This window comes from Gordonia sp. L191, from assembly GCF_030077625.1.
Classification (GTDB): domain Bacteria; phylum Actinomycetota; class Actinomycetes; order Mycobacteriales; family Mycobacteriaceae; genus Gordonia; species Gordonia polyisoprenivorans_A.
The window spans coordinates 5,237,017-5,251,039 of the sequence record NZ_CP125996.1 but is presented as its reverse complement, the minus strand read 5'-3'; the positions used below and the strand labels follow the sequence as shown (position 1 = coordinate 5,251,039).

At 67.3% G+C, this 14,023-nt stretch carries 13 protein-coding genes; all 13 read left to right on the top strand.

From position 1 onward, the window contains the following. Positions 1-36 precede the first annotated feature (36 nt). Positions 37-420, top strand: coding sequence for a cupin domain-containing protein (locus tag QNM97_RS23605; protein ID WP_265077220.1), 384 nt, complete (start codon positions 37-39; stop codon positions 418-420). 33 nt (positions 421-453) lie between these two features. Beyond that, the gene (locus QNM97_RS23600; RefSeq protein WP_283820573.1) at positions 454-1,038 is read left to right on the top strand and encodes a dimethylamine monooxygenase subunit DmmA family protein; all 585 of its coding nucleotides are present in this window, start codon (positions 454-456) and stop codon (positions 1,036-1,038) included. Continuing rightward, positions 1,035-2,012 carry a PDR/VanB family oxidoreductase gene (locus QNM97_RS23595; RefSeq protein WP_283820572.1) on the top strand — a complete coding sequence of 326 codons (978 nt, stop codon included), beginning with the start codon at positions 1,035-1,037 and terminating at the stop codon, positions 2,010-2,012. Before QNM97_RS23600 ends, QNM97_RS23595 begins: the two co-directional genes overlap by 4 nt. Continuing rightward, entirely contained in the window at positions 2,009-3,550 is a 1,542-nt protein-coding gene (locus tag QNM97_RS23590) for a heme-dependent oxidative N-demethylase subunit alpha family protein (RefSeq protein ID WP_283820571.1), read from the top strand. The genes QNM97_RS23595 and QNM97_RS23590 overlap by 4 nt, the downstream gene beginning before the upstream one ends. Continuing rightward, positions 3,547-4,611 carry a PDR/VanB family oxidoreductase gene (locus QNM97_RS23585; RefSeq protein ID WP_283820570.1) on the top strand — a complete coding sequence of 355 codons (1,065 nt, stop codon included), beginning with the start codon at positions 3,547-3,549 and terminating at the stop codon, positions 4,609-4,611. The genes QNM97_RS23590 and QNM97_RS23585 overlap by 4 nt, the downstream gene beginning before the upstream one ends. 50 nt (positions 4,612-4,661) lie before the next feature. Further along, positions 4,662-5,687, top strand: a complete 1,026-nt coding sequence (locus QNM97_RS23580; protein WP_283823308.1) for a heme-dependent oxidative N-demethylase family protein — start codon at positions 4,662-4,664, stop codon at positions 5,685-5,687. A 42-nt stretch (positions 5,688-5,729) separates the two neighbouring features. Next, complete coding sequence (locus QNM97_RS23575; protein WP_283820569.1) at positions 5,730-7,079, top strand: ammonium transporter; 1,350 nt, start codon at positions 5,730-5,732, stop codon at positions 7,077-7,079. A gap of 523 nt (positions 7,080-7,602) precedes the next feature. Continuing rightward, positions 7,603-8,949: a type III glutamate--ammonia ligase gene (glnT, locus tag QNM97_RS23570; RefSeq protein ID WP_283820568.1), complete on the top strand. Its 1,347-nt coding sequence runs from the start codon at positions 7,603-7,605 to the stop codon at positions 8,947-8,949. A gap of 60 nt (positions 8,950-9,009) precedes the next feature. Further along, complete coding sequence (locus QNM97_RS23565) at positions 9,010-9,906, top strand: class II glutamine amidotransferase domain-containing protein (protein ID WP_283820567.1); 897 nt, start codon at positions 9,010-9,012, stop codon at positions 9,904-9,906. Then, positions 9,894-10,589 (top strand): GltB/FmdC/FwdC-like GXGXG domain-containing protein, encoded by a 696-nt coding sequence (locus tag QNM97_RS23560; protein WP_006368887.1) that lies wholly within the window; start codon positions 9,894-9,896, stop codon positions 10,587-10,589. Before QNM97_RS23565 ends, QNM97_RS23560 begins: the two co-directional genes overlap by 13 nt. A 62-nt stretch (positions 10,590-10,651) precedes the next feature. Beyond that, the gene (locus tag QNM97_RS23555) at positions 10,652-11,983 is read left to right on the top strand and encodes an FMN-binding glutamate synthase family protein (protein WP_014358171.1); all 1,332 of its coding nucleotides are present in this window, start codon (positions 10,652-10,654) and stop codon (positions 11,981-11,983) included. Beyond that, on the top strand, positions 11,980-13,170 hold the full coding sequence (locus QNM97_RS23550; RefSeq protein WP_283820566.1) for an NAD(P)/FAD-dependent oxidoreductase: 1,191 nt from the start codon (positions 11,980-11,982) through the stop codon (positions 13,168-13,170). The genes QNM97_RS23555 and QNM97_RS23550 overlap by 4 nt, the downstream gene beginning before the upstream one ends. A gap of 22 nt (positions 13,171-13,192) precedes the next feature. After that, positions 13,193-14,020: a helix-turn-helix domain-containing protein gene (locus tag QNM97_RS23545; protein ID WP_283820565.1), complete on the top strand. Its 828-nt coding sequence runs from the start codon at positions 13,193-13,195 to the stop codon at positions 14,018-14,020. The last annotated feature ends 3 nt before the right edge of the window (positions 14,021-14,023 follow it).

The following is a 14,023-nucleotide window of genomic DNA, read 5'->3' as shown; positions in this document are numbered from 1 at the left end:
GATCGCTGGAGAGCCAACTGAACAGAAGGAGTAGATATGACCGTCGAAACCAGCAACGCACTCGAGTTCCGGGTTACCAGCGGAGCCTGGGAGAACCTTCCGAAGATGCCCGAGTCCGAGTATCCCGGCACCGAGGGCTTCATCGGTGACGTCTATGAAAACCCTGACGGCAGCGAGATGTGCTCGGGCTACTTCGAGCTTCGCCACACCGACGCGCCGCTGTATTACGAGTACGCCTACGACGAGATGAAGGTCGTCCTCGAGGGCGAGTTCCTGCTGGAGAACAAGGAGACCGGACAGAAGACGGTGGCCAAGGCCAAGGACGCGATCTTCTTCCCGAAGGGCTCCAAGATCTACTTCAGCACCCCGAGCTACGCGCTCGCGTTCTACGCCGGACATCGCGACTCCACCCTGCTCTGAACCGCCCGACCTCCGGAACGGACCAGTTCTGCCATGACCACCTCAGAGATCTCGGCGGAGACCGCCGCCCAGATCCCGTTCAGCAGCATTCCGGCGTGGGCGCGCCCCGCCGCGGTCGGTGGGGTCACCCCGCCGACCGCCGACCTCACACCCGACGGCGCGTCGTACCTCGTGATCGGCATCGGTGAGCCCGCGCACGCGTGGGCCACCGAGCGGGTCGCCACCCTGCCGTCGGGCCGGCCGAGCACGCTGATCTGCGTCGAATCGCCCGCCGAGGCCACCGACGCACTGCGGGATGCGCTCGCCTCCGCGACGGTCGGGGTACGCGTACACGTGGCCGGACCGGTCGGTGCCTGCCTGACGGTCCGAGCGGCGGCGGTCACCGCCGGGGTAGAGGACGACGAACTCGTGGTCGAACCCGTCGGTGCGGGCCCGATCGACGTGTTCTGCACGCATTGCCGGACGGTCACCTCGGCGCTCGCCGGCATCGACGACATCGTCGACTGCACCGGTTGCGGCCGCGGACTTCTCGTGTACTACCACGTCTCCCGCAGGCGCGGCGCCTTCCTCGGGTTCATGGCCGACGCCGAGACCCCGAATCGAGAGGACACCGCATGACCCTCACGACCAGTCGGCCCGCCCGCTCCGTCCCCGAGGACGGCACGATGACGTTGCGCGTCACCTCGATCGTGAAGAGCGGCCGCGACATCCGCACCTTCACCCTCGCCGATGGTGCGCCGCTACCCGGTTTCGTCCCGGGCAGCCACCTGGTGGTGCAGGCCGGCCCGCACACCAACGCCTACAGTCTCGTGTCCGACGGCACCGCGCCCACCGAGTATTCGATCTCGGTCCTGCGCGTCGCCGACGGCGCGGGCGGTTCACACTGGATGCACAGTCGGCTCCAAGTGGGTGACGAGATCCGGGTGTGGTTGCCGCGCAGCGCCTTTGCTCCGATCGCTCGCGCCACCAAACACCTGCTGATCGCCGGTGGTATCGGTGTCACGCCGATCCTCTCGCACCTGCGGGCGGCCCGCCGCTGGCACCGTGACACCCAGGTGCTCTACACCTTCCGGCCGGAGAACGCCGCGCACGTCGACGAGGTCACCACCCTCACCGACGGCCGGGCCGAGCTCTACACCGTGCGAGCCGACTTCGTGGCGCGGCTGGCCGAGGTCCTGACCACGCAACCGCTGGGAACCCATCTGTACGTGTGCGGACCCGGCGGGCTCATCGACCACGTCGTCGACTCCGCGAAGGCCGCAGGCTGGCCGGAGTCACGAATCCATTTCGAGCGCTTCGGGATCGACGCCCTCGATGCCGGCGATCCCTTTCGGGTGCACCTGACCGGCAGCGAGACCACACTCGACGTCCCGTCGGGCACCAGCATGCTCGAGGCCATCGAAGCGGCCGGCGTGGCCGTACCCAACCGGTGCCGTCAGGGTGTGTGCGGCGAATGCCGCATCCCCGTCACCGCAGGCACCCCGATCCACCGAGACCTCTACCTCAGTGCCGAGGAGAAGAACGCGGGAGACGCAGTGATGCCCTGCGTTTCGCGCGCCGCCGACGGATGCACCCTGGAGATACCACTGTGACCATCGATCTGCCACCTGCCCCGGCCCCCGACGCCGCCGGTGACCTCGTCACCGGTTTCCCGTTCCCCTTCCCCGAGGATCGCTACCGCTACAGCACCAACGTCGAGCCTGCGGGTACGCCCAGCGTGACCGCGGCCGGTCAGTGGGGTGCCGCGGTCGTCGACATCGACGCCGAGTACCGCCACGAACTCGATGCTCGCGCAGCGGTTCTCGCGTCCGATCCATCCCGCCATGCCGTCCTGCCGCACATGGCGCCCGCCGCCTGGGACGCGATGCTCACCGTGATGCGCGAGCTCGCCGTCGCCTACCCCGACCACATGCACCTGACCGCCACCGGCCCCGACACCTGGCAGTGGCGCAACGATCTACTCGGTGTCGAGGCCGACTTCCGCTACGGAGACCAGGCCACGCTGGGTGAGGAACCGTTGCGCTACATCACCTCTCAGGTCCAAGAGGATGTGGCCCTACTCGATCAGCGTGACGAGCAACTCTTCGTCGACGCCGGAGTCATCACCTTCGCCGCCGACTGGAGCTTCGGATTCGACGTCGGCATGAGCTTCCTGGAGATCCACGGGCCGGTCCCGCGCGTGAAGAAGATGGGTGTCATCACCCGGGCCCACGAATTCCTCAAACGCCTTCAGCCACATCAGCCCTATCGCCGCACCAACTGGACGCTGACCATCGGCCGCCGACTCGACGTCTCCACCGAGATCTACCCCGAATGGGGTCCCGACCGCGAGACGATCGCCCACGTCGACGACACCGAATTCGGCGCCCTGGTGCACCTTCGGGTCGAGGTCCAGCACCTGATCCGACTGCCCGACTCGGGTGCGCTGATGTTCCTCATCCGCACCTACCTGCTCCCGCTGGAACAACTCGCCGGCGTCGAGCCCTGGCGCCGCCGCACCGCCGACGTGCTTGCCGAACTGCCCACAGACATGGCCGACTACAAGGGCATCATCAAGTACAAAGACCGTGCCGCCCAATGGCTCCGCGATACCGCGCCGACGCCACCGAGTCCCGAGCCGCACCCCGGCTTGCCGCGGTGGCCGGCCACCCCACCCGAGGTGAACGTCGAGGCCGGCGCCTTCCTCATCGTGTCCATCGGCGCTGATCCGGGTGCCGCTCAGACCGCGCGCACCTGGGTCGCCAAGGCCAGCGAATCCGGGGCCACCCGACTGCTGGTCCTCGACACCCTCACCGACGCCGACGATGTCGCGACGCTGCGGCGCGCACTCGGTGAATCCGTCACCGGCACCAGGGTCATGGTCACCGGTGGTCAGTTCGACGTGATGACCGCACTCGCCGTCGCACGAGCGGCCGGAGCGATCGCCGACGAGCTGTCCGCCCATGTCACCAGCACCGACGATCTGCCGGTCTACTGCGCACACTGTCACACCACCAGCCGCATCCTCGCTCGCCCCGGCGAGATCGTGCAATGCCCGGAATGCTCGATGAGAGTCGAGATCCACGAGCATCATTCGGCCACGCGCGGCAGTTTCCTCGCCTCCGCCGCCGATGCCGGGGAGCTGTCATGACCGAAGCCGTGGTGACCCGAGCTGCTGTGAACGGAGTCGACAACGCCGACGCTTCGGCGGCGGGCACGCATCTGCACCCGGGTTATCGGACCGGACCCCGACTGATGCGCGTCGTCGAAAAACGCGCACTGACCGAGTCGGTCACCCACTTCCGGTTCGTGCCGGCCGACGATGCCGGTCCGTCACTGGTGCCGTATCAGCCGGGCAGTCACCTCATCGTCACGATCGGCGCGTCCGGAAGCACTGTGCGCAACGCCTATTCCCTCGTCGACGATGGTCTCTGGCCGACCAGTTACGGCATCTCGGTCCTGCGACGCGGCGAGGGCGGCGGGTCGGAGTGGCTGCACGACACCGTCACCGAGGGATCGACGGTCGAGATCGAAGGCCCCCGTTCGATGTTCGCGCCCGTCCTCGACCAGCGGCACGCGCTGCTGGTCGCCGGCGGCATCGGGATCACGCCCATCCTCTCTCATGTCCGGGCGCTGGCACGCGATTCTCGGGTGACCGCCGAGGTCATCTACTCCTATCGGCCCGGGCATGGCGCGCACCTCGACGACCTGCGTGCGGTGGCGTCCCACGACGGCATCACCGTCCATGAGGCCTGCGGGGTGGAGGAGACCATCGCCACCATCCGATCGCGAATGGCTGTGCAACCGTTGGGTACCCACGCCTATGCCTGTGGGCCCGCGGCGCTTCTCGACACCTACACGCAATTGGCCGCCGACGCCGGTTGGCCGGCGGCGCGTGTCCATCTCGAACGATTCGCCGCACCCGAACAAGACCCGGGCGACCCGTTCTCGGTTCGGCTCGCCTCCACCGGTGAGCGCCTCGACGTCCCCTCCGGGGTCTCACTGCTCGAGCGACTGCTCGACCACGGCGTCGCGGTGCCCAACCTGTGCCGGCAAGGAGTGTGCGGCGAATGTCGCATCCCGGTGCGAGCTGGTGCAGTGCTGCACCGTGATTTCGTCCTCGACGACGAGGACAAGACCGCGAACACCGCGATGATGTGCTGTGTTTCGCGTGCCCTCCCCGACAGCCCTGAGATCGAGGTGGACCTGTGACCCTCACCCCGTCCCTGACCGCATCGACAACCACTCCGCCGAGCCCTGATCTGCCGAGTTTCGACTCACTGACTCCCGCTGCGCGTGAGTATCTTTCGCAGCCCGTCGATCACTGCGCCAACATCCCGTGGCCGTTTCCCGACGACGCTTCCGAGTTCTCCTACACCGTCAACGTCGAGCCCGCCCGCGTGCCGCGGCGTACGCGCGGTGGGGAATGGGGACGCCACCTCGTCGACCTCGGTGGTGCCGAGTATCTGGACTACATGCGCGAGCGGCGGCGCATCCTCGACGAGGATCCGTCGCGTGTGCGGATCATGCCCGGAATGGACGTCGCTTGCTGGGATCTGTTGCTGTACTACCTCCGCGATCTGGCACTGGCCTACCCCACCGTGATGCATCTCACCGAAGGCGCCGACCGGCGGTTCCACTGGCGCAACGAGTTACTCGGCACCGACACCGAATTCGTTCTCGGCGACCTCGACAGCCTCCCGTGCCATCCGCTGGAGTTCCTCGCGCGCGAGGTCCCCGACGACCTGCTCCTCGTCGTCGAACGCGACGGCCGGCTCTACTTCGACGCCGGGATCGTCACCTTCGCCGCCGCCTGGTCGGTGGCCTTCGACGTCGGCATGGACATGTATGAAATCCACGCTCCGGTACCGGGTTTGATCCGTGACGGGATCGTCGCCCGCGCCGAACAGTTCCTCCGGCGGCTACCCGCCGACGCGGTCTATCGGCGGGTCAACTGGACGCTGTCCGCATCGGATTCGCACAAGCTCGACGTCAGCCTCGAACAACTGCCCGAGTGGGGTCGCGACATACCCACGATGATCGCCGACGGCGACTACGGTCGCGCGCGGCTTCGGATCGAACTCGAGCACTTCGTCCGGTTGCCGACCTCCGGTGCGGTGACGTTCAATATCCGCACGTTCATGGCCTCGCTCGACGAGGTCCGGCGCATCCCGGCGTGGGCCGAGCAGTTGGCCACCGTCATCGAAACCCTCGACGAGCGCATCGCCGCGTACAAGGGCTTCCTCGACTACCGCGACAACGTCGTCGCCTACCTCCGCGGGCACTGACCGCCCCATCACCCTCCATATCCCTCTCTACCAAGGACTGTCATGGAAGTAGTTGCCGCACACGCGGATCTGTCATGGATGCTGGCCGCATTCGCCTTTCTGGTACTCATGATCCCCGGCCTGGGTCTCTACTACGGGGGCATGCTCGGCGGACGCAACGTCCTGAACATGATGTCGATGGTGTTCGCCACCCTCGGAATCACCTGTGTCATCTATGTTCTCTACGGTTATGGCCTGGTGTCCGGGCCGTCCGTACACGGTTGGGGGATCATCGGTAATCCCGTGCACTACCTCGGGCTCGGTGAGCACCTCACCGACGATCAGTCCGGCGGCATTCAGGTGCTCTACATCGCGGCGTGGTTCATCCTGTTCGCCGCCATCACCGTGGCGATCGTGGCCAGTGGTGCGGCCGGTCGGATGAAGTTCAGCGCATGGCTGGTGTTCGTTCCGATCTGGCTGACCCTGGTGTACTTCCCGGTCGCACACTGGGTGTTCGCCGCCGACTCCGACGAGGGCGCAGGAGGCTTCCTGCTCAACAAGATCCACATCCACGACTTCGCCGGTGGTACGGCGGTGCACATGAACTCCGGTGTGGCCGCGCTCGCCCTGGCATTGGTCCTCGGCGCCCGGCGTCGCCGTGCCGAGCGCCCTCACAACGTGCCCATCGTCCTCCTCGGTGGCGGCATCCTGTGGTTCGGGTGGTTCGGATTCAACGGAAGTTGCGCCGGCGGAGCCAATTTCGTCACCCAGTTCGTCGTCCTGAACACCCTGCTCGCCGGAGGCGCCGGGATGCTCGGGTTCTGGGCGATCGAGAAGTGGCGTGAAGGTCACGTCACCGCGCTGGGTTCGATCACCGGTGCCATCGCCGGACTCGTCGGCATCACCCCGTCGGCCAACACCGTGACGCCGATCGGCGCACTGATGGTCGGCATCCTCGCCGCGGGCGTCGTCGCGTTCTTCCTGAGCTTCAAGCCGAAGTTCAAGGTCGATGACAGTCTCGACGCCTTCATCGTCCACGGCATCGGCGGCATCGTCGGCACCCTGTGCGTCGTGCTGTTCGCCGCCGGCAGTGCCCCGGCCGGGGTGACCGGTCTGCTCTTCGGTGGCCCGATCGACATCCTGTGGCGCGAACTCGCCGGCATCGTCATCACCTGCACCTTCTCGTTCGTGATGACGTGGCTGATCGCCAAGGCTCTCGACAAGACGATCGGCCTGCGCGTCGACGCCGAGACCGAGACCCAGGGACTCGACTCCTCGATCCACGCGGAAACCGCCTACGAGATCCCCGCGGCCGGCGTCGGTCACGGCGGCCTCTCGGGTATGTCGCCGGCACTGGCCACCCAGAGTGTCGAGCACGGACTCTCCGAGACCGCGCAGCCCGTTCGCACTTGATCGCTGTGCACGACACCGGGGGCGCACCACATCGTGGTGCGTCCCCGCTGCCATTTCGGGCCGCTTTCCCCCGATGGTCGAGCCCCTATTGATCGATCGCCGAGCGCTTCTTTCGATGGCCGGCCCCCTTTTTGATCGATGGTCGAGGTGCTCGGCGCCCCAGGCGCCGAGCCTCGAGACCCCTTGCACCGGTGCTGGTTTCGGGTTCCAGCGTCGCCTGCGGGGGTCTCGAGGCTCCTCGCCCAGGGGGCTCGTCACACCTCGACCATCGGGTGGGGTGGCGCAAGAGTAGGTGGTGCGGCCGCCGGTGAGTACACCTCGACCATCGGGTGGGGTGGCGCAGGAGTAGGCAGTGCGGCCACCGGTGGGCATACCTCGACCACCGACGACCGCCCCACCCAACCCGATACCTGCACCTCACAGCCCCGAAACGTAATCGCAACACAACGGGAGTCTACTACAGGTAGACAAAAGTTCATCGGAGTGGACATACTAGAGCCAACACAACCACCGGAGCACTGCCATGACTGACACCACCAACGATCTCGCCGAACTCTGCGCGAAGTCGGGGACCAAGTTCATCCTCGCCATGTTCGTCGACTTGCGCGGCAAGCCCTGCGCCAAGCTCGTCCCCGTCGAGGCTGTCGACGAACTCGCCACCAACGGTGTGGGTTTCGCCGGATACGCGGTCGGTGCAATCGGGCAGGAGCCCCGCGACCCCGACCTCATGGCCATCCCCGACACCTCGTCGTTCCTGCCGATCCCCTTCATCAAGGAGGGGCTGGCGATCGTGCACTGCGACCCGCACGTGGAGGGCAAGCCGTGGCCGTTCGCCCCACGCAACATCCTGCGGGCACTCATCGCCCAGGCCGAGGACGCGGGCTTCGAGCCGTGGGTGGGCGCAGAGGTCGAGTACTTCCTGCTCAAGCGGGCCGCCGATGGCACACTCGTGACCGCCGACGACGCCGATGACTCCGATCAGCCCTGCTACGACGTCCGCGGCCTCACCCGTATGTACGAGCACCTCACCGCGGTGTCCACTGCGATGAATCAGCTGGGCTGGAGCAACTACGCCAACGACCACGAGGACGGCAACGGCCAGTTCGAGCAGAACTTCGCCTACTCCGACGCGCTCACCACCGCCGACCGCGTCATCACCCTGCGCTACCTGCTCTCCACGATCGCCGCCGAACGCGGCATGGTCGCCACCTTCATGCCCAAGCCGTTCGCCGAACGCACCGGAAGCGGCCTGCACCTGCACCTTTCGTTGACCTCCAACGGTCAGCCGGTCTTCCCGACCGAGTTCGGTGACGACCGCGGGCTCGGCATCTCGCCCACCGCCTACGGATTCGTCGCGGGCGTCCTCGAGCACGCCTGCGCGCTGCAGTCGGTGATGGCTCCGACGGTCAACTCCTACAAGCGGACCGGCGCCACCGCCACCCGCTCGGGCGCCTCCTGGGCACCGCGCGTGCCCACCTATGGCGGCAACGACCGCACCCACTACATCCGCATCCCCGACGACCAGCGCGTCGAGCTGCGCGGCGGCGACGGATCGGCCAACCCGTACCTCGCGATCGCCGCCGCCCTCGGCGCCGGCCTCGACGGCATCAAGCGCAGCCTCGACCCGGGTGCGCTGGGTACCTGCCCCGAGCACGTCGGCACCCTGCCGCTGACGCTGCTGCACGCGGTCGACGCGCTCGAGGCTGACCCGGTCGTGGCCGGCACCCTCGATGCCGCGATGACCGAGGACTGGCCCGCCGACAAGCAGTCGGTCTCGGACTACTTCAGCAAGCTCAAGCGCGAGGAGTTCTTCGCCTGGCATTCGGCCGTCTCCCCGTGGGAGGTCGATCAGTATCTCACCGCTTTCTGACCACACATTCCCGTCACATCCCTGATCCGTCCACCCCCTGAACCACGAAAGGCCCACACCATGTGCGGAATCGTCGGGTTGCATCTACGCAACCCCGATCTGTATCCCCGCCTCGGGGAACTGCTCACCGGCATGCTCGGCGAAATGCAGGACCGCGGCGCCGATTCGGCCGGCATCGCCGTCTACGGCAACCCCAGCTGGGTGCCCGCCGACCACGCCTGCGTCTCCCTTCTCGAAATCGACGTCGACGCCGACGACGCGCAGGCCGCCGTCACCGAGGTGTTCGGCAGTGCGGTCGCCGCCCAGTACGTCGACGCCACCCTCGTGCTGTCGGCACCCGTACCCGCCGAGGAGCTGCTCGGCGCCGCTCGCGCCACCTACCCCGGCGCCCTGGTCGCCGGATTCGGTAGCGACCTGACCGTGCTCAAAGGTGTTGGTGCACCGCGAGATCTGACCGACCAGTGGGGCTTGGCCGCCGCACAGGGCTGGCAGGGCGTCGGGCACACGCGCATGGCGACCGAGTCCGCGGTGACCCCGGCCGGCGCGCACCCGTACGCCGTCGGACCCGAGCAGTGCCTGGTGCACAACGGATCGTTCTCCAACCACGCGACCATCCGCCGTGAATTGCGTGAGGAGGGAGTCGAATTCGATTCCGAGAACGACACCGAGGTCGGCGCACGCTTCGTCGCCCACCAGCTCGCGCAGGGCAAGGACGTCGAGATCGCACTCAAAGAGGTTTGCGCCACCTTCGACGGCTTCTACACACTCGTCGTGTCCAACCGCGACTCGTTCGCGGTGGTCCGCGACGCCATCGCCTGCAAACCCGCCGTGATCGCCGAGACCGACGACTGGGTGGCGATGGCCAGTGAATACCGAGCCCTGGCGCACCTGCCGGGCGTGGAGAACGCACGAATCTGGGAACCAGAACCGGAGGTGGTCTACGCATGGACCCGCTGAACACCGATCGCACCGTCTTCGATCTGTCCGAAACCTCGCTGCGCGAAGTCAATTCGGCACTGCACGGCGAGATCACCGGAGAGATCGAGATCAACTCACCGGCGGGCGCGCACAGCGTTGCCGCCGGGGTCAACGCACCAGTGAAGATCACCGTCAACGGTCACGTCGGCTACTACGCCGCCGGCATGAACCAGCAGGCCGAGATCACCATCAACGGCAACGCTGGTACCGGTGTCGCCGAGAACATGATGAGCGGCACCGTCGTCGTCAAGGGCAACGCCTCCCAGTCGGCCGGTGCCACCGCACACGGCGGCCTGCTCGTCATCGAGGGCGACGCCGCCGCGCGCTGCGGGATCTCGATGAAGGGCATCGACATCGTCGTCGGCGGAAACGTCGGTCACAACAGCGCTTTCATGGCCCAGGCGGGCCGCATGGTGATCCGCGGCAACGCCGGCGCAGGCCTGGGTGACTCGATCTACGAGACCCGTCTCTACGTCCGCGGCGAGGTCGCCTCCCTCGGCGCCGACTGCATCGCGAAACCCATGCGCGCCGAACACCTCGACGAGCTCGCCGGCCTGCTCAAGGCCGCGGGTTTCAAGGATGACGACCCGACCGAGTACTCGCGATACGGATCGGCCCGCGAGCTCTACCACTTCCACGTCGACAACACGTCGGCATACTGACCCCCGGCGAACCCACCGCTCGGCCCCTCGTCCGACGACCCAGCGCCGCACCCGGAGACATCATGAACCTCAGCAACGAACAGCGCGGTCTACGCGAATCCGCGACCTTCGACCGCACCACCATCGCCGCCATCCAGCGTGCCGCCGACACCGGCGTCTACGACATCCGTGGGTGGGGCGCCAAGCGCAAGCTGCCGCATTTCGACGACCTGCTCTTCCTGGGTGCGTCGATGTCGCGGTACCCCCTGGAGGGCTACCGCGAGCGCTGCGACACTGACGTCGTGCTCGGCAGCCGAAATGCCAAGTACCCCTTGCACCTCGACACCCCGGTCACCATCGCGGGCATGAGCTTCGGCGCGCTGTCGGCCGGCGCCAAGGAGGCACTCGGGCGCGGCGCGTCGGAAGTGGGTACCTCCACCACCACCGGCGATGGCGGAATGACACCGGAGGAGCGCGGCCAGTCGAAGAACCTGGTCTACCAGTATCTGCCGTCGCGCTACGGCATGAACCCCGACGACCTGCGCAAGGCCGACGCCATCGAGATCGTCCTCGGGCAGGGCGCCAAGCCCGGCGGCGGCGGAATGCTGCTGGGGCAGAAGATCTCCGAGCGGGTCGCTCACATGCGCACCCTGCCGGAGGGTATCGATCAGCGCAGCGCCTGCCGCCACCCCGACTGGACCGGCCCCGACGACCTCGCCATCAAGATCAACGAGTTGCGCGAGATCACCGACTGGGAGAAGCCGATCTACGTCAAGGTCGGCGCGACCCGCACCTACTACGACGTGAAGCTCGCCGTGCACTCCGGTGCCGACGTGGTAGTCGTCGACGGCATGCAGGGCGGCACCGCGGCCACCCAGGAAGTGTTCATCGAACACGTCGGCATCCCGACGCTCGCCGCGATTCCACAAGCCGTGCAGGCTCTTCAGGAGCTCGGTGTGCACCGCGAGGTCCAGCTCATCGTGTCCGGTGGGATTCGCAACGGTGCCGACGTGGCCAAGGCCATGGCGCTCGGTGCCGACGCCGTCGCCATCGGTACCGCCGCGCTGATCGCCCTGGGCGACAACGATCCCCGGTATGCCGACGAGTACGAGAAGATCGGCTCGGCGGCCGGCTTCTACGACGACTTCCAGGACGGCCGCGACCCGGCCGGCATCAGCACCCAGGATCCCGAACTGTCCGCCCGGTTCGATCCGATCGTCGGCGGCAAGCGCCTGGCCAACTTCCTGCGGGTGACGACGATGGAAGCCCAGACCATCGCCCGCGCCTGCGGCAAGGCACACCTGCAGCACCTCGAACCCGAAGACCTGGTGGCGATCTCGATCGAGGCCGCAGCGATGGCGCGCGTCCCGCTGGCCGGCACCAGCTGGATTCCCGGAGCAGGGGCGGTGTTGTGAGTACCGAGGCCGCATCCATCGTCATCATCGGTGGCGGCCTGGAGGGCGCGGCCACCGCGTGGGCGCTGGCGCAACGCGGCGTCACCGATGTGGTTGTCTGCGAACGCGATACCGTGGGCGCGGGCATGACGGGCAAGTCATCGGGCATCGTCCGCTGCCACTACGGCGTCAGTTCGCTGGCGGCGATGGCGGCCGTCGGGCTCGAGGTGTTCGAGAAGGCCGAGGAGATCTTCGGCACCGACATCGGGTTCCGTCAGACCGGCTACGTCGTCGGCGTCGGCGAGGCCAATGTGGGCAATCTCCGCAAAAGTCTTGCCGCGCAACGTGAGGTCGGCGTACAGACCGAGGAGATCGGTGTCGACGAGGTCGCCGCGATGTGGCCGGCCGCCGATCTCGAGCCGTTCGCGGCGTTCGGCTGGGAGGAACGCGGCGGGTACGGCGATGCGTATCAGACCGCGCAGGCCTTCGCCGCATCGGCGCGCGCCGGTGGCATCCGCATCCGCCAGAGCACGCCCGTCGCCGGCCTCATCGTCGACGGCGATGCCGTCACCGGCGTGAGACTGGTTGACGGATCGACGATCTCGGCCGAAACCGTCGTCGTTGCGACCGGCGCATGGACTCGACCGTTCCTCGCCGCCCACGGCATCGACGTCCCCATCGAGGTCCACCGCGAGCAGATCGTGATGATCCACCCCGGGATGGAACTCGGCAAGGTGCCGGTGTTCTCCGACCTCGTCTCGCTGCAGTACGTACGGCCCGACGTGCGCGGTGAGATCTTGTTCGGTAACAGCGATCTCGCCGAGCTGGAGATCGCCGACCCCGACAATTACCTCAATCGTGCCGACGAGGCGTTCCTGGATCTGACCGTCGACAAGGTCGGCACCCGCTTCCCGCAGTTCACCGACGCGGCCATCACCAGCAGCTACGCCGGGTGCTACGACGTCACCCCGGACTGGAATCCGATCATCTCCACCGGTCCGCTCGGCGGACTGGTGATCGCCGCGGGCTTCAGCGGGCACGGGTTCAAGATCTCACCGGCGGTCGGGCGGCTCGTCGCCGACCTCGTCGTCGACGGTCGCAGCAACGATCCGCGCATCCCGGAGTCGGACTTCCGGTTGTCCCGGTTCGCCGAGGGCGACCTGCTCAAGACCCGCTTCCCCTACGTGGGCGCGGGGGAGATGCGGTGAGGCCTATCGTGCGGGGCGCGGCATGTGCGCCCTGAACGGCGGGGTCCGCATCTCCGAGCTGCCCGAGGACCGGCGGTCGGGACTCATCGCCGAGCTGCCACGGTTCCCCACAGTGGACGACGTCTCCCGATATGCTGTCCCGGTGGCGGAGTCCGACGAATCGACAGGGATCGATCAGGCAGTGGCGGTACAGACGGCAGGTGCCGGCGATGATCCGCTGATCCGTAACCAGTCCGGTATCGCCCGTGACCGGCCCACCGACCAGTCCGTCGAGGAGCTCGAGCTCGAGACCGCGATCGCCGCCAACGTCCGGCGCCTGCGTCAGCAGCAGGGTCTGACCGTCGGCGACATGGCGGTACGCGTCGGCATCTCCAAGGCGATGCTCTCGAAGATCGAGAACGCCCAGACCTCGTGCAGTCTCAGCACTCTCGCGCGGCTGGCGACGGCCTTCGACGTCGCCGTGACCTCGCTGTTCCGCGGCGCCGACGTCGAGCGATCGGCGGTGTACGTCAAGGCGGGGGAGGGTTCGCGGATCGTGCGCTCGGGGTCCAAGGAGGGCCACGAGTATGAGTTGCTCGGGTCGTTGCGCGGCGAGCACAAACGTCTCGAATGCCTTCTCGTGACGCTCAACGAGGACTCGATCACCCAGCCGCTGTTCCAGCACCCCGGCACCGAGTTCCTCTACATGCTCGACGGCGTCATGGACTACGCGCACGGGCGCAGCGTGTACCGCCTCGCGCCCGGCGATTCCATGCAGCTCGACGGGGAGGCCCCGCACGGGCCGGTCGCCCTCATCGAACTGCCGATCCGCTTCCTGTCGGTCATCGCGTTCCCGGATTCGGCGGTCTGACGG